This window comes from Rhodovulum kholense (genome assembly GCF_003053725.1).
GTDB classification, from domain to species: Bacteria; Pseudomonadota; Alphaproteobacteria; order Rhodobacterales; family Rhodobacteraceae; genus Rhodovulum; species Rhodovulum kholense.
The window spans coordinates 23,929-40,188 of record NZ_QAYC01000025.1; the positions used below are offsets into that span (position 1 = coordinate 23,929).

15 protein-coding genes are annotated in these 16,260 nt (G+C 66.9%); 14 read left to right on the forward strand and 1 reads right to left on the reverse strand.

Annotated features, from left to right (window positions below):
- Positions 1–7 precede the first annotated feature (7 nt).
- From C8N38_RS19850 to C8N38_RS19915, 14 genes are all read left to right on the forward strand, one after another.
- Complete coding sequence (locus C8N38_RS19850; RefSeq protein ID WP_158272397.1) at positions 8–487, forward strand: autoinducer binding domain-containing protein; 480 nt, start codon at positions 8–10, stop codon at positions 485–487.
- Positions 488–662: 175 nt separating this feature from the next.
- The gene (gene fabI, locus C8N38_RS19855) at positions 663–1,427 is read left to right on the forward strand and encodes an enoyl-ACP reductase FabI (protein ID WP_108028858.1); all 765 of its coding nucleotides are present in this window, start codon (positions 663–665) and stop codon (positions 1,425–1,427) included.
- Between the two features lie 11 nt (positions 1,428–1,438).
- Positions 1,439–3,973, forward strand: coding sequence for a DUF3141 domain-containing protein (locus C8N38_RS19860; RefSeq protein WP_245895820.1), 2,535 nt, complete (start codon positions 1,439–1,441; stop codon positions 3,971–3,973).
- On the forward strand, positions 3,970–5,379 hold the full coding sequence (locus C8N38_RS19865) for a bifunctional enoyl-CoA hydratase/phosphate acetyltransferase (protein ID WP_108028859.1): 1,410 nt from the start codon (positions 3,970–3,972) through the stop codon (positions 5,377–5,379). Before C8N38_RS19860 ends, C8N38_RS19865 begins: the two co-directional genes overlap by 4 nt.
- Before the next feature lie 4 nt (positions 5,380–5,383).
- Positions 5,384–6,592, forward strand: coding sequence for an acetate/propionate family kinase (locus C8N38_RS19870; RefSeq protein WP_108028860.1), 1,209 nt, complete (start codon positions 5,384–5,386; stop codon positions 6,590–6,592).
- Positions 6,589–7,242: a CoA transferase subunit A gene (locus C8N38_RS19875; protein ID WP_108028861.1), complete on the forward strand. Its 654-nt coding sequence runs from the start codon at positions 6,589–6,591 to the stop codon at positions 7,240–7,242. Before C8N38_RS19870 ends, C8N38_RS19875 begins: the two co-directional genes overlap by 4 nt.
- Positions 7,242–7,895 carry a 3-oxoacid CoA-transferase subunit B gene (locus C8N38_RS19880; RefSeq protein ID WP_108028862.1) on the forward strand — a complete coding sequence of 218 codons (654 nt, stop codon included), beginning with the start codon at positions 7,242–7,244 and terminating at the stop codon, positions 7,893–7,895. The genes C8N38_RS19875 and C8N38_RS19880 overlap by 1 nt, the downstream gene beginning before the upstream one ends.
- Before the next feature lie 222 nt (positions 7,896–8,117).
- The gene (locus C8N38_RS19885) at positions 8,118–9,143 is read left to right on the forward strand and encodes a LacI family DNA-binding transcriptional regulator (RefSeq protein WP_108028863.1); all 1,026 of its coding nucleotides are present in this window, start codon (positions 8,118–8,120) and stop codon (positions 9,141–9,143) included.
- A gap of 96 nt (positions 9,144–9,239) precedes the next feature.
- Complete coding sequence (locus tag C8N38_RS19890; protein WP_108028864.1) at positions 9,240–10,541, forward strand: ABC transporter substrate-binding protein; 1,302 nt, start codon at positions 9,240–9,242, stop codon at positions 10,539–10,541.
- A 127-nt stretch (positions 10,542–10,668) separates the two neighbouring features.
- On the forward strand, positions 10,669–11,535 hold the full coding sequence (locus C8N38_RS19895) for a carbohydrate ABC transporter permease (protein WP_108028865.1): 867 nt from the start codon (positions 10,669–10,671) through the stop codon (positions 11,533–11,535).
- Positions 11,536–11,547: 12 nt separating this feature from the next.
- A complete protein-coding gene (locus tag C8N38_RS19900) occupies positions 11,548–12,378 on the forward strand; it encodes a carbohydrate ABC transporter permease (RefSeq protein ID WP_108028866.1) in 831 nt (276 codons plus the stop codon).
- A gap of 11 nt (positions 12,379–12,389) precedes the next feature.
- Positions 12,390–13,394 (forward strand): ABC transporter ATP-binding protein, encoded by a 1,005-nt coding sequence (locus tag C8N38_RS19905; protein WP_108028867.1) that lies wholly within the window; start codon positions 12,390–12,392, stop codon positions 13,392–13,394.
- The gene (locus C8N38_RS19910) at positions 13,391–14,164 is read left to right on the forward strand and encodes an L-iditol 2-dehydrogenase (RefSeq protein WP_108028868.1); all 774 of its coding nucleotides are present in this window, start codon (positions 13,391–13,393) and stop codon (positions 14,162–14,164) included. The genes C8N38_RS19905 and C8N38_RS19910 overlap by 4 nt, the downstream gene beginning before the upstream one ends.
- Complete coding sequence (locus tag C8N38_RS19915) at positions 14,164–15,669, forward strand: mannitol dehydrogenase family protein (RefSeq protein WP_108028869.1); 1,506 nt, start codon at positions 14,164–14,166, stop codon at positions 15,667–15,669. The genes C8N38_RS19910 and C8N38_RS19915 overlap by 1 nt, the downstream gene beginning before the upstream one ends.
- A gap of 126 nt (positions 15,670–15,795) precedes the next feature.
- On the opposite strand, the gene C8N38_RS19920 is transcribed toward C8N38_RS19915, so the two are convergent.
- On the reverse strand, positions 15,796–16,260 hold a 465-nt coding region (locus tag C8N38_RS19920; RefSeq protein WP_245895821.1), incomplete at its 5' end, for a methyl-accepting chemotaxis protein.

The window sequence follows — 16,260 nt, forward strand, 5'->3', positions numbered from 1 at the left end:
GATGTCGATGAACAGGGTAAGCAAGGCCGCCGAACTGCTGGGGGCGCTGCGGCAAAGCTGCGACACCGGTTTCGTGGCGGCACTGCATATCCGCTTTACCCGCCCGCTGGTGATGTACCGGACCTATCCGCAGGCCTGGTGCGATCACTACGACCTGAACGGGCTGGTGGTCAGCGATCCGTCGGTCCGCTGGGGGTTCTGCAATACCGGGGCCATTCACTGGGACGATACCGCGCTTGACGACCCGGCCGGCGTGATCGCCGCCGCGCGGTCCTTTGGCGTGGCCAATGGCGTGACGGTCTCGGTCGGTCCCGCGACCTCGCGAAGCCTGGCCGGGCTCTCGCGCGCGTCGGGGCGGTTCGGCGCGGCCGAGGTGCAGCATCTGGTCGGTCTGGTCGAGACCCTGCATCTGGTCCTGGACGGGATCGAGGACGAGGATGGTCCCGAACTTCGGGCGCTCCGCGCGCTCGGCGGTCCCGCCGCCTGAAAGCGCCCGGCACGCGAAGGCCGCAGGGCGGCCCGCGCCTTTTCCACCCCCTGCCACAGCTTTGTCATCGTCGCCGGTTACGCTGCGGGTGCAAAGAGATCCGAAGCGCGCTATGCTGCAGGTGCAAAGGCGCTGCGGCTGCAAGGGCAGGCCCGCGGCGGTACAGGGAGCACGCATGTTTTCACTGGAAGGCCAGACGGCACTGATCGTCGGGATCGCGAACGACAAGTCCATCGCCTGGGGCTGCGCCCGTGCGCTGCGCGCGCAGGGAGCCCGGATCGCGGTTACCTATCTCAATGACAAGGCAGAACCTTTCGTCCGGCCGCTGGCCGAGGAGATCGGCGCCGAGATTTTCCTGCCGCTCGATGTGCGCAACGAGACCGAGATGGATACCGTCTTCGCCGAGATCGGGGCGCGCTGGGGGCGGCTCGACACGGTGGTGCATTCGATTGCCTTCTGCCCGCGCGATGACCTGCATGGCCGCGTTGTCGACTGTTCGGCCGAAGGCTTCTCGCTGGCGATGGACATTTCGGTACACTCTTTCCTTAGAATGATTCGGAGAGCGGAGGCGCTGATGCCCGCCGGGGGCACCTGCATGACCGTGTCCTTTGCCGGGGCGACGCGCGTGGTCGAACACTATAATGTCATGGGCCCGGTCAAGGCCGCCCTTGAATCGACGGTGCGCTATGCCGCCGCCGAACTGGGGCCGAAGGGCATTTCGGTGCATGCGCTCTCGCCCGGGCCGCTGGCGACGCGGGCGGCTTCGGGGATCGCGGAATTCGACGAACTGCTCGATGCGGCGGCCGAGCGGGCGCCGACCCATCACCTGGCCACCATCGAGGATGTCGGGGCCTATTGCGCGTTTCTCGCCAGCCGCGAGGCGTCCAACGTGACGGGGGGCGTTCACGCCATCGACGGCGGCTATTCGATCATCGGCTGAAGGAGACGACCATGAACATGCATGTGGAACGCAGTTCCTCCGACGACGCCGCAGAGATGATGCAGGCCCTGATCGGGGGCTCGGGAGCGATGGCGCAGGACCGGCTGGCGCTGATGACGGCGGTGGCCAGTGCGGCGCTGGAAAACGCCGACCTGATGCGCGAGGTTGCCGGGCGGCATGGCAACCGCATGCTCGACACCCATTCGACCCGGGCGCGCGATCTGCTGGCGCAGATGCGCCGGCTGATGGATGCCGCGCGAAGCTCGGGGACCGACCTGACGCCAGCGAGCCTCGCCGCCTCCTATCGCGACTATCTGCGCGATGCCGGCGAACGCTGGGTGCTGGCCATGGATGCGCTGCGCGAGCGCGGCGACATTTTTCGCGAGCACGAGGCGGCGGGCTGCCCACCCGTGCTGATCTACGATTACGAGGTGGTGATCGACGGGGCCGACCTGCCGCATCCCTGCAATTATCAGCTGTTGCGGATCCTGCCGCGCGACGGGATCGAGGTGTGGGACGACAAGCGGCCCTATATCATCATCGACCCGCGCGCGGGCCATGGCGGCGGCATCGGCGGGTTCAAGCCAGACAGCCAGGTCGGTGTGGCGCTGAAGGAGGGCCATCCGGTCTATTTCGTGGCCTTCGGGCGCGATCCGAAGCCGGGCCAGACCATCGCCGATGTCTGCCGGGCCGAGGCGGAATTCGTGCGCGAGGTGACGCGGCTTCATCCCGAGGCCGCCAAGCCCGTTGTCATGGGCAACTGTCAGGGCGGCTGGGCGACGCTTCTGCTGGCGGCGACCAATCCCGACCTGACGGGGCCGATCGTGCTGAACGGCACCCCGGTCGCGACCTGGTCGGGCGAGGTCGGTCGGCACCCGATGCGCTATAATGGCGGCATCCTCGGCGGCACCGTGCAGCCGATGCTGTGGTCCGATCTGGGGGGCGGCCGCTTCGACGGCGCCAACCTGGTGACGAATTTCGAGCTTTTGAACCCCAGCCGTAACTATTTCCGCAAGTATTACGACATCTTCCGCGACATCGACCAGCCCGGCGCGCGCCAGCGCTTTCTGGAATTCGAACGCTGGTGGGGCGGCTTCTTCACGCTGAACGAGCCCGAGATCCGCTGGGTCGTCGAACAGCTTTTTGTCGGCAATCGGCTGACCAAGAACACCGCGATGCTGGAACCGGGGCGGCCGGTCGACCTCAAGATGATCCAGGCGCCGATCATCGTCTTCACCAGCCATGGCGACAACATCACGCCGCCGCAACAGGCGTTGAACTGGATCCTCGACGGCTATGCCGGGGTCGACGAGATCCGCATCCGTGGCCAGCGCATCGTCTACATGATCCACGAAGAGGTTGGGCATCTGGGGATCTTCGTGTCCTCGAAGATCGCCAAGAAGGAACATACCGAGGTGTCCTCGACGCTGAAGACCATCGAGGCGCTGGCGCCCGGTCTTTACGAAATGAAGATCGACGCCGCCGAAGGCCGGGGCCAGAACCGCAAGTTCCTGGTCAGCTTCGCCGAACGGACCTTCGCGGATCTGGAAAAGATCTCGGGCGGGCGTGACGAAGAGGCGGCCTTTGCCGCAGTCTCGCGCATGAGCCATATCCAGTCCGAAGCCTATGACGCGATGGTCCGCCCGATCGTCCGGGCCTCGGTCAACCCGCAGGTGGCCGAGGCGACGCGGCGGCTGCATCCGCTGCGGCTGCAGCGGGCGATGATGTCGTCGATGAACCCCTGGATCGCGCCGATCTCGACCGCGGCCCAGAAGGTGCGCGAGGACCGCAACCCGGCGGCCATCGACAACCCCTTCCTCTGGGCCGAACGCTTCGCCGCCGATCTGACCGAACAATGGATCGATTTCGGCCGCGACATGCGCGACGCCTGGTACGAGATGACCTTCTTCGCGCTCTGGAACACGCCCTGGGCGCGGGCCTTCGGCGCGCCCGAGGCGCTGCGGCGCACCCGCAAGTCGACGGCCGAGCTGCGCGCCCTGCCGATCGTGCAGACGGTGCTGTCGCATGTCGATCAGGGCGGGTTCGTCGAGGCGGTGATCCGCATGCTGATCCTGCTGGCCGAAAGCCGCGGATCGGTCCGGCGCGACCGGCTGGAACGCTCGGCGCGGGTGCTGAACCGCGACGAGCCCTTCGCCTCGTTGACGGCCGAGTGCCGCGCGCGCATCCTGCACGAACAGACGCTGATCGCGACCTACGACCCCGAGGGCGCGATCGAAACCCTGCCCAAGCTGTTGCGCGATCCCGAGGAACGCGAGCTGGCGGTGCGCGTCGTCCAGTATGTGCCGGGACCCATCGACGAGATGGCGCCGCACACGCTGGAAATGCTGCAACGCTTCCGGTCGGTTCTGGGCCTGAAGCCGCTGACCGCCGATGTCATCGACGACCCGCTGGCGCCTCCGGGCGCGGGCGCCCCCCGGGCCACGCGCGATGCGGTCGAGCATCCCGGACCCGAAGACAGCGTCAGCGAGACCCCGAAGCCTTTGGGCCGGGCAAAGGCGGGTGCAGAAGGAAAGACTGCTGAATGAAGATTACGGAAAACCGCACCTATGACGAGATCTCGGTGGGCGACAGCGCCGAGATCGTCCGGATCAGCACGGAAGACGATTTCTATGTCTTTGCCAGTGCTTCGGGGAACTACAACCCGATGCATCTGGGGCGGGTCGATGGCGATGGCGACGGGGCGACCGAGGCAGTCGCGCCCGCGATGTGGGAGGCCTCGCTGATCTCGGCCGTTCTGGGTAACCTGCTGCCCGGTCCCGGAACGCTGTACCAGAGCCAGAGCCTGATCTTTCACGAACGCGCCCATGCCGGGGACGAGCTTCTGACCCGGGTGAGGGTCGTCGAAAAGCGCCCGCCGAACCGGATCGTTCTGGAAACCCGGGTCGAACGCTGTTCGGACGGGGCGCTGGTGCTGGACGGCGAGGCCGAGGTCAAGGCGCCGCCGAAAAAGCTTGTGTTCAACGATCTGGAAATCCCCGGTCTGGTGATCGAGCGCCACCGGCATTTCGACGCGCTGATCGCGCAGGCCGAACCGCTGGCGCCGCTGCCGACGGCGGTGGTCTGCCCCGAAGAGGCGCGCTCGCTGGGCGGGGCACTTCTGGGCGCGCGGCACACGATCATCGCGCCGATCCTGATCGGCGATCCCGCGAAGATCACGGCGGCCGCCGCCGAGATCGGCGCCTCGCTGGCCGGGATCGAGATCGTCGAGGCGACGGATCACGAGCGCGCCGCGCATCTTGCGGTCGATCTGGTGGCGGGCGGCCGTGCGGCCGCGCTGATGAAGGGGCATCTGCACACCGACGTGCTACTGAAGGCCGCGCTGCGCAAGGAGAACGGCCTGCGCGCCGGGCGGCGCTTCACCCATGTCTTCGTGATGGACGTGCCGGGCGTGCCGCATCCGCTGCTGGTGACCGATGCCGCGATCAACATCGCGCCCGATCTGCGCACCAAGGTCGACATCGTGCAGAACGCCATCGACCTTGCGATTTCCATCGGGATAGAGGTGCCGAAGGTCGGCGTGCTGTCCGCAGTCGAGACGGTGAACCCCGACATTCCCTCGTCGCTCGATGCGGCGCTTCTGTCGAAGATGGCCGAGCGCGGCCAGATCCGGGGCGGCATGGTCGACGGGCCGCTGGCGATGGACAATGCGGTCGATCTGACGGCCGCGCGTACCAAGGGCATCACCTCGCAGGTGGCGGGGCGGGCCGAGGTTCTGGTCGTGCCGAACCTCGATGCGGGCAACATGCTGGCCAAGCAGCTGGCCTATATCAGCCATGCCGAAGGCGCGGGCGTGGTGATGGGGGCGACCGTGCCGATCATCCTCAATTCGCGGTCGGACGACGACAAGGCGCGTCTGGCCTCCTGTGCCGTGGCGACGCTGCACAATGCCCGGCTGCACGGGCTGATGCCGGCCCGGCGGGCTGCGGAGTAGACCCATGTCGCATGTTCTGACCCTGAATGCGGGGTCCTCCTCGCTGAAATTCGGCTTTTTCCGTCTGAACGGCACGGTCGAGGACCCCGACCCGCGCATCGTCGGCTCGATCGAGCGGATCGGGGCGGGCGAGCGCGCCCATATCAAGGCCAAGCGGCAGGACGGCTTCGTGCTGATCGACCAGGAATTCGGGCGCAACCATGTGCCCGATCACGACACGGCCTTGGCCCGGGCTGTCGAGTTCCTGAAAGAGCAGCGCCCGCAGGCCAAGCTTGACGCCGTCGGTCACCGGGTGGTGCATGGCGGGCCCGATTATGACGAGCCGGTCGAACTGACCCAGACCGTGATGGACCGCCTTGCCCAGTTCGAGCCGCTGGCGCCGCTGCATCAGCCGCATAATCTGGCGGGTGCGCGTGCGGCGCTGAAGCTGTTTCCAGAGGCGGTGCAGCTGGCCTGCTTCGACACCGCCTTCCACCGCAACCATCCCTGGGTCAACGATACCTTCGCGATCCCGCGCAAGTATTACGACCAGGGTGTGCGGCGCTACGGGTTCCACGGGCTCAGCTATCAGTACATTTCCGAAACGCTGCACCAGATCGCGCCGCATCTGCATATGGGCCGGACCGTGGTCGCGCATCTGGGCAACGGCGCCTCGATGTGCGGGCTGATGGGCGGGCGCTCGGTCGCCTCGACCATGGGCTTCTCGGCGCTCGACGGGCTGCCGATGGGCACCCGCTGCGGCCAGCTCGATCCGGGCGTGCTGCTTTACATGCTGATGAACGAGGGCATGACCCCGGCCGAGATCGAGGATGAGCTGTACCGCAAATCGGGGCTTCTGGGCCTATCGGGCCTCTCGAACGACATGCGCACGCTCGAGGCTGCGGGCACCGAGGAGGCGCGACAGGCCATCGACTATTTCGTCTTCCGCATCCGCCGCGAGCTGGGCGGGCTGGTCGCGGCGCTGGGCGGGATCAGCACCATGGTGTTCTGCGGCGGCATCGGCGAGAACTCGGCCCTGATCCGCGAAAAGGTCTGTGCGGGCATGGGCTGGATCGGGATGGAACTGGACGAGACCCGCAACATGCGCAATGAGCGCATCATCTCGACCGATTTCAGCCGGGTGCGCATCCTGATCATTCCCACCGACGAGGAAATCGTCATCGCCCGCGCGGCCCGCGACATGCTGGCCCGGCGTGCGGAGGCCGCGGCATGAAGCGCGCGCTGAAACCGGCCGAGGCCGCCGAGATGATCCCCGAAGGCGCGGTGCTGCTGATTGGCGGCTTCATGGGCGTGGGCTCGCCGCACCGGCTGATCGACGCGCTGGTGGCGCGGGGCGTGGGCGGCTTCACCGTCGTCGCCAATGACACCGCGCGGCCGGGCAAGGACATCGGCAAGCTGATCGACGCCCGGCTGGTGGCGAAATGCATCGTCAGCCATATCGGTCTGAACCCCGAGACCCAGCGCCAGATGATCGCGGGCGATCTCGAGGTCGAGCTGGTGCCGCAGGGCACGCTGGTCGAACGCATCCGCGCGGGCGGCGTCGGGCTTGGCGGCGTGCTGACCGCCACGGGGCTTGGCACCGTCGTCGCCGAGGGCAAGCCGACGGTCGAGGTCGACGGCAAGACCTATCTTCTGGAAAAGCCGATCCGGGGCGATTTCGCGCTGATCGGGGCGCGGCAATGCGACTATGTCGGCAATCTCGAATACACCCTGACCGCGCATAACTTCAATCCGGTGATGGCGATGGCCGCCGACACGGTGATCGCCGAGCCGCATCACGTGATGCCCGTTGGGATGATCCCGCCCGATGCGGTCAAGACGCCCGGGGTGCTGGTCGACCATATTCTGGAAAGGCTGATCTGATGGACGCCAAGGAAGTGATCGCCCGGCGCGTGGCGCAGGAGGTGCGCGAGGGGATGCTGGTCAATCTGGGGATCGGCCTGCCCTCGATGGTAGCGAATTTCGTGCCCGACGACATGCATGTCTTCTTTCAGGCCGAGAACGGGGTGATCGGGCTGGGCCAGCGGCCGCCGGACGGGATGGAGGACCGCGACCTGACCGATGCGGGCGGCGGTTTCGTAACCGCGGTGCCCGGGGCCGCCTCGATCGACAGTGCGATGAGCTTCGGGCTGATCCGGGGCGGGCATCTGGACATGACCGTGCTGGGCGGGCTGCAGGTGGACGAAAAGGGCCATCTGGCCAACTGGATGGTGCCGGGCAAGATGGTGCCGGGGATGGGCGGCGCGATGGACCTGGTCTCGGGCGCGCGCCGGGTGATCGTGGCGATGGTCCATGCCGCCAAGGGCGATCCGAAGATCGTGCCCGAATGCACCCTGCCGCTGACCGCGCTGCGCCGGGTCAGCCTGATCGTGACCGAGATGGCGGTGATCGAGCCGACCGACGAGGGTCTTGCCCTGCGCGAGCGCGGGCCGGGCGTCGCGGTCGACGACATTCTCGCGGCAACCGCGGCCCGGCTGATCGTGCCCGACGAGGTGCCGGAAATGGTCCTGGCCTGACGGGCCGGACCGGCAAGCTCTCCTGACCGACCGGATCGGCGCGGGCCCGCAAGGGGCCGGGCTCAGCAGGATTGTGCCGGGTCCGGCCCGGGGGGCTCATGGTGCGCGGACCGGCCAATGCTCCCAGAACAGGCTTGTATCTTTCCGCGCGACAAGAAAAACTGATCGGGGGAAGATAGCGGCCCGGCGCGTCGCGCGGGCCCGTTCAGGCTGCGGGGCCCGATGAGCGAGGGAAAGATCAGGAACATGGAGGAATTCGCGGCGGTCAGCGGGCTGTCGCGCCCGACTGTCTCGAAGTACTTCCATGACCCGGCCAGCGTGCGCCCCTCGACCCGGGCGCGGATCGAGGCCGCGCTGGAAAAGCACGATTATCGCCCGAACATCTTCGCGATGAACCAGAACCGCAAGCTGACCAAGAATGTCGGTATCGTGGTGCCCTATCTGGCCGATCCCTTCTTCGCCGAGATTGCGCGCAATCTTGAACAGCGCTGCATTGCCGCCGGATACCGCCCCACGCTGTACAGCGCCCATGGCGATCCGGCGCTGGAAAACGACATCCTCGACAGCCTGCGGTCGCTGAAACCGGCGGGCGTCCTCTTGGCGCCGCTGGGTCGGGTCTCGGACCTGCGCGCGATCGAGAAGTTCTGCGCCGATGTGCCGACGGTGCTGTTCGACAGCATGGTCGATGTGGCGGGTCTGACCTTCGTCGGGTCGGACAACCCGCAATTCGCGACGCTGATCGTCAACTACCTGTGCCGCACCGGCGAGCCGCCCTGCTTTTTCGAGATGAAGACCCCTTCGAACCCCAATGCCAACAAGCGGCGGCTGGGCTACATCCAGGCGATGGAGCGGCTCGGCCAGACGCCTCATGTCATCCGGGCCGAGGGCGAGGGCTGGAACTTCGAGGAAATCGGGCGGCGCGGCGGGGCCCGGGCGCTGGCCGAGGGGCAGGTCCGGACCGACACCGTGCTGTGCAGCAACGACCGGCTGGCCATCGGCTTTCTGACCGCCTGCTACGAGGCGGGGCTGAGGGTCGGGCATGGCGACCGCTGCGCGCTGCGGGTGGCGGGGCAGGACGATCACCCGTTCTCGCGCTATGCCTGTCCGCCGCTGACCACGGTGGCGCAGGATTACGAGGCGATCTCCAGGCTTGCGGTCGAGACGCTGTTTCGCGTGATCGCGGGCGATGCGCCCGCCGGGCAGTCGACGCTTTTCGAGGGGCGGCTGGTCATGCGGGACTCGGCCTGAGTCTTCAAAAACTTTTCGCGCGTAAAAATAAATTGACGCAGCGGCCATGCCACCTGTAGCGTTAACGCGTCACATCCAGATTTAGGGAGGAGACGGATGTACGCGAAACACGCACTTCGTGCGGCGATGGCTTGTTTCCTGACGGTAGCGGGCATCGCGCAGGCGGATGTCATAACGATCGCCACCGTCAATAACGGCGACATGATCCGCATGCAGGGGCTGACCAGCGACTTCACCGAAAAGACCGGCCATCAGGTCGAATGGGTGACCCTTGAGGAAAACGTGCTGCGCCAGCGGGTGACGACCGACATCACCACCAGGGGCGGCCAGTTCGACATCATGACCATCGGCATGTACGAAACCCCGATCTGGGGCGCGAATGGCTGGCTGGTGCCGCTGGACGACCTGCCGGCCGCCTATGATGCCGACGACATCCTGCCCGCGATGCGCGACGGGCTTTCCCATGACGGCACGCTTTATGCCGCGCCCTTCTACGGCGAAAGCTCGATGATCATGTACCGCACCGACCTGTTCAAGCAGGCCGGGCTGACGATGCCCGAGGCGCCGACCTGGGACTTCGTGGCCGAGGCCGCGCGGCAACTGACCGACAAGGACAACGAGGTGTACGGCATCTGCCTGCGCGGCAAGGCGGGCTGGGGCGAGAACATGGCCTTTCTGACGGCTATGGGCAATTCCTTCGGCGCGCGCTGGTTCGACGAGGACTGGAAGGCGCAGTTCGACAGCGACGCCTGGAAAGAGACGCTGAGCTTTTATCTGGACCTGATGAATGATGCCGGGCCTCCGGGTGCGTCGAACAATGGCTTCAATGAGAACCTGTCGCTGTTCCAGCAGGGCAAATGCGCGATGTGGATCGACGCGACCGTCGCAGCCTCCTTCGTGACGAACCCCGCGGATTCGACCGTGGCCGATCATGTGGGCTTTGCGCTTGCGCCCGACGACGGCAAGGGCAAGCGCGGCAACTGGCTCTGGGCCTGGGCGCTGGGTATTCCGGCAGGCACCCAGAAAGAGGCCGCGGCCAAGGCATTCATCGAATGGGCGACCTCGAAGGACTATCTTGCGCTGGTCGCCGAGAAGGAAGGCTGGGCCAATGTGCCGCCCGGCACGCGCGCCTCGCTTTATGCCAATCCCGAGTATGAGAAGGTGCCCTTTGCCGCGATGACGCTGAAGTCGATCGAGACGGCCGATCCGCTGCATCCGACCGTCGATCCGGTGCCCTATGTCGGCGTGCAGTTCGTGGCGATCCCGGAATTCGCGGGCATCGCGACCGAAGTCGGCCAGGAATTCTCGGCCGCGCTTGCCGGACAGCAATCGGCCGACGAGGCGCTTCAGAAGGCGCAGGCCCTGACCACCGACGCGATGGAAGCCGCGGGCTACTAGGTCTTGCTCCTCCCGGTCCGGGGGCGCCGCGCCTGCGCGCGAGCCCCGGGCCGCCTGTCGCCCGAGATCGCCTTCCGGCGGTCCGGCTCCCGCTCCGCGCGCCGGAGACATCAGGAGAGGTTTCGTTATGGCCACCCGGCATTCCCGCTCTGCCGCCCGGTTGATGATGGCGCCGGCCGTCATCCTTCTGCTGGGCTGGATGCTTGTCCCGCTGACGATGACGCTGTGGTTCTCGTTCCGGAAATACCTGCCGCTCCGGGGCGGCGATCTGGGCTGGGCGGGGCTTGAGAATTACAGCCGCTTCGTCAGTTCCAGCGCGTTCTGGCCCAGCGTGCAGGCGACGCTGATCATCGTCGGCGGCGTGCTGGCGATCACGGTCTGTCTGGGCATTCTGCTGGCGCTTCTGCTCGATCAGCCGATGTGGGGGCAAGGCGTGGTGCGGATCCTGGTGATCGCGCCCTTCTTCGTGATGCCCACGGTGTCGGCGCTGGTCTGGAAGAACATGTTCATGGACCCGGTCAACGGGCTTTTCGCGCATCTCTTCAAGGCGTTCGGGGCCGAGCCCGTGTCCTGGCTGTCGCAGGCGGCGCTGCCGTCGATCATCCTGATCGTCAGCTGGCAATGGTTGCCCTTCGCCACGCTGATCCTGCTGACCGCGATCCAGTCGCTCGACCGCGAACAGCTGGAGGCCGCCGAGATGGACGGCGCGCCGCCGCTCAAGCGCTTCTGGCACATCATCCTGCCGCATCTCAGCCGCGCCGTCACCGTGGTGATCCTGATCCAGACCATCTTCCTGCTGTCGGTCTTCGCCGAGATCTTCGTCACCACCCAGGGCGCCTTCGGCACCCGGACGCTGACCTACCTGATCTTCCAGCGCGTGCTGGAAAGCCAGAATGTCGGGCTCGGCTCGGCGGGCGGGGTCTATGCCATCATCCTCGCCAATATCGTTGCGCTCTTCCTGATGCGCATCGTCGGCAAGAACCTCGACCGCTGAGGAGCAAGGCCCATGGCACGCGCCGTCACCCCGAAACGCAAGGCGATCACCACGGCTCTGGCCTGGGCCGCGGGGCTGGTGATCTTCTTCCCGATCCTCTGGACGATCCTCACCAGCTTCAAGACCGAGGCCCAGGCGATCAGCGACCCGCCGGTCTTCCTGTTCTTCGACTGGACGCTGGAAAATTACGGCATCGTGCAGGAGCGGTCGGACTACATGCGCTTTTTGTGGAATTCGGTCGTGATCTCGCTGGGCTCGACCCTTCTCGGGGTCGCGATCGCGGTGCCCGCGGCCTGGTCAATGGCCTTCGTGCCCTCGAAACGCACCAAGGACATCCTGCTGTGGATGCTCTCGACCAAGATGCTGCCGGCCGTGGGGGTGCTGTACCCGATCTACCTGCTGTTCATCCGCTTCGGCCTTCTCGACAGCCGCGCCGGTCTGGTGGTCGTCATCATGCTGATCAACCTGCCGATCATCGTCTGGATGCTCTACACCTATTTCCGCGAGATCCCGGGCGAGATCCTCGAGGCCGCGCGGATGGACGGCGCCACGCTGAAAGAGGAAATCCTTTACGTGCTGACGCCGATGGCGGTGCCGGGCATCGCGTCGACGGTTCTCCTGAACGTCATTCTGGCCTGGAACGAGGCGTTCTGGACGCTGAACCTGACCGCGGCCAAGGCCGCGCCGCTGACCGCCTTCATCGCCAGCTATTCCAGCCCCGAGGGTCTGTTCTACGCCAAGCTCTCGGCCGCCTCGACCATGGCGATCGCACCGATCCTGGTGCTGGGATGGTTCAGCCAGAAACAGCTTGTGCGCGGCCTGACCTTCGGCGCCGTGAAATAGGAGGGGGAGCAATGGGGCGCATCACGCTCGACAAGGTGACGAAAAGCTTCGGCGCGGTCGAGGTCATTCCGCCGCTGGACCTGACCATCGAGGATGGCGAGTTTACGGTCTTCGTCGGGCCTTCGGGCTGCGGCAAGTCCACGCTGCTGCGCCTGATCGCGGGGCTCGAGGATGTCAGCAGCGGCCAGATCCGCATCGACAGCAAGGACGCGACCGATGTGCCGCCCGCCAGGCGCGGCCTGGCCATGGTGTTCCAGTCCTACGCGCTTTATCCGCATATGAGCGTGCGCAAGAACATCGCCTTTCCTCTGCGCATGGCCAGGATGGACCGGGCCGAGATCGACCGGCGGGTCGAGGCAGCGGCCTCGGTGTTGAACCTTACCGACTATCTCGACCGCCGCCCGGGGCAGCTGTCGGGGGGGCAGCGCCAGCGCGTTGCCATCGGCCGGGCCATCGTGCGCGAACCGGCGGCGTTTCTCTTTGACGAGCCGCTGTCCAATCTCGACGCGGCGCTTCGGGTCGGCATGCGGCTCGAGATCAGCGAATTGCACGAACGCCTGACCACGACGATGATCTACGTGACCCACGATCAGGTCGAGGCGATGACCATGGCCGACAGGATTGTGGTGCTGCGCGCGGGCCATATCGAGCAGGTCGGCAGCCCGCTCGAGCTTTACCGAACGCCCCGAAATCTCTTCGTTGCGGGCTTCATCGGCTCGCCGCGGATGAATTTCATCGAGGGCGAGTTGGCGCGCCGGGTCGGCGCCCACACGCTGGGCATCCGCCCCGAACATATTGCCGTTTCCGACAGCGGGGGCGAGTGGTCGGGCACGGTCGGCGTGTCGGAGCATCTGGGCTCGGACACCATGTTCCATGTCCATGGCACCGGGCTGGCGGAAACTATCACCGTGCGCGCCGATGGCGAGGTCGGCTTCAAGCATGGCGACCGCATCCACATGACGCCGCGGCCCGATGCGATGCACCGCTTCGACGCGGCGGGGCTCAGGATCGGATGAGACGGCTTGAGGGAAAGACCGCGCTGATCACCGGCGCCGGGCGGGGCATCGGGCTGGCCTTCGCCCGTGCCTATCTGCGCGAAGGCGCGCGGGTCGCGCTGGCCGATCTTTACATCGGCCGCGCCCGCGCCGCTGCCGCCGAACTGGGCGAGAGCGCCGTCGCCGTCGAGATGGACGTGACCCGGCAGGACAGCATCGAGGCGGGCGTCGCCGACACCGTGGCCGCGCTGGGCCGGATCGACATCCTGATCAACAACGCAGCCCTCTTCACCGCCGCCCCCATCGCCGAGATCGCGCGCGAGGACTACGACCGGGTCTTCTCTGTCAATGTGGCCGGCACGCTCTTCACCCTGCAGGCAGTCGCGCGGCACATGATCGAGGCGGGCATCAAGGGTCGGATCATCAACATGGCCAGTCAGGCCGGGCGCCGCGGCGAGCCGCTGGTCGCGGTCTATTGCGCCAGCAAGGCCGCCGTCATCAGCCTGACCCAGTCGGCCGGGCTGAACCTGATCCGGCATGGCATCAACGTGAACGCCATCGCCCCCGGCGTCGTCGATGGCGAACATTGGGACGGGGTCGACGCCTTCTTCGCGCGTTACGAGGGCAAGGCGCCCGGCCAGAAGAAGGCCGAGGTCGGCGCGGCGGTGCCCTACGGGCGCATGGGCCGGGCCGAGGACCTGACCGGGATGGCGGTGTTTCTGGCGTCAAGCGAGGCCGATTACATCGTCGCCCAGACCTATAATGTCGATGGCGGCAACTGGATGAGCTGATGACCGACACCCCCGGCAAAACGCCCCCGATCCGGCTGAGCGAGCGTACCCTCTCCGATCTGCCCGAGGCCATCGCCCGGCCGCGCTACGACCGCGCCCGGCTGCGGCCCGGCATCGTGCATATCGGTCTTGGCAATTTCCACCGGGCGCATCAGGCGTGGTATCTGCACAGGCTGATGCAGCAGGGGCTGGCGCTTGACTGGGCGATCCTCGGGGCGGGGGTGCGTTCGCAGGATGCGGGGATGCGCGACCGGCTTCTGGCCCAGGACTGCCTGACCGCGCTGATCGAATTGGATCCTGCCGGAGTCTCGGCCGAGGTGACCGGCGCGATGATCGACTTCCTTCCGGTCGAGGAGGGCCATGGCGCGCTCATTCGCGCCATGTCCGACCCCGCGATCCGCATCGTCTCGCTGACCGTGACCGAGGGCGGTTATTATACCGATGCGGGCGGCGGGCTCGATCCCGACCATCCCGATATCCGCCACGATGCCGCCCATCCTGACCGCCCCGTCACCGCCTTCGGCGCGATGGTGGCGGCGCTGCGCACCCGGCGCGCGGCGGGGCAGGGGCCCTTTACCGGGCAATGCTGTGACAACCTGCAGAACAACGGCGCGGTACTGCGCCAGACCGTTGTCGGGCTGGCCCGGCTGTCGGACCCGGACCTTGCCGACTGGATCGACCGAAAGATGAGCTTTCCCAATGCGATGGTCGATTGCATCGTGCCCGCGACCGGCCAGCGCGAGCTGGATCTGGCCCGTTCGCTCGGCATCGAGGACCGCGCCCCGGTCACCCATGAGAATTTCCGCCAATGGGTGATCGAGGACAACTTCTGCGCCGGGCGGCCGCCCTGGGAAGAGGCGGGCGCCACGCTGACCGACGATGTCCATGCCTATGAGCGGATGAAGATCCGCATCCTCAATGCGGGCCATCAGGTCCTTGCCAATGCCGGCGAACTGCTGAGCCTGCCGACCATCGCCGCCTGCATGCGGGATCCCGACCTGTCGGGCTTCTTCCGCAAGGTCGAAAGCGAGGAAATCGTGCCCCATGTCGCGCCGGTCCCCGGCATGACCCCTGCCGCCTATCTCGACCTCATCGCGCGGCGCTTCGGCAATGCCGCGATCCACGACACCACTCGGCGTGTCGCCTTCGACGGGTCTTCGCGGCATCCGGGTTTCGTGCTGCCGGTGCTGCGCGAACGGCTGGCGGCGGGTGGCTCGGTGCAGGGGCTTGCCCTGACCGAGGCGCTCTGGGCCCGTATGTGCGCGGGAACCCGCGAGGATGGCAGCGCCATCGAGCCCAACGACCCCCACTGGCCGTCGCTGTCCGAGGCCGCGCTGGCCGCGCGGCAGGATCCGGCCGTCTGGCTGGCTCAGGCCCGGATTTACGGGGACCTCGCCCGAGCCCCGGGCTTTTCCTCGGCGTTTTCAGGCTGGCTGCGCCGCCTCTGGGCCGAGGGAACCCGCGCCACCCTGACGGCCTATCTGGGGCAGGCGGCGGCGCCCTGATCGTCGCGGCGAGGGGACCGAAACCTGTCCTTGTGCGGCCGCCCGGGCGCGGATCGGTCGCGATGGCCGCTCCGGAGCTACCGGGGCCGCCGATGGACCCTCTGTCCTGGCGTCGCGGAAGGTGGCCTAGAAGTCCGTCCAGCCCGCGTCGTTCACGGCCCGTTTCGGCTGGCTCCCCGGGCCGGATGACGCAGCTGCCGCATAGGCGGATGGCGACGGGCTCCGCGGGCGGGCGAGCGCGGGGCCGCTGCCTTTCAGACGGAACCGGGCGACGAGGCTTTGCAGATTGCCTGCCTCCTGCTTCATCGTCACCGCGGCCGCGTTCGCCTCCTCGACCATGGCGGCGTTCTGCTGGGTAACCTTGTCCAGTTCGTTGATCCCGACATTGATCTCGCCAAGCCCCACAGACTGTTCCTGCGCGCCGGTCGCGATCTCGCCGATCAGCACCGCGATGTTGCTGACGCGCTCGACGATGTCGGTCAGCGCCTCGCCGGTGCGGTTCACCAGCGCCACGCCGGATTCGACCTGATCGGAACTGGACGAAATCAGCGTCTTGATCTCTTTCGCGGCCTCGGAGGACCGCTGGGCCAG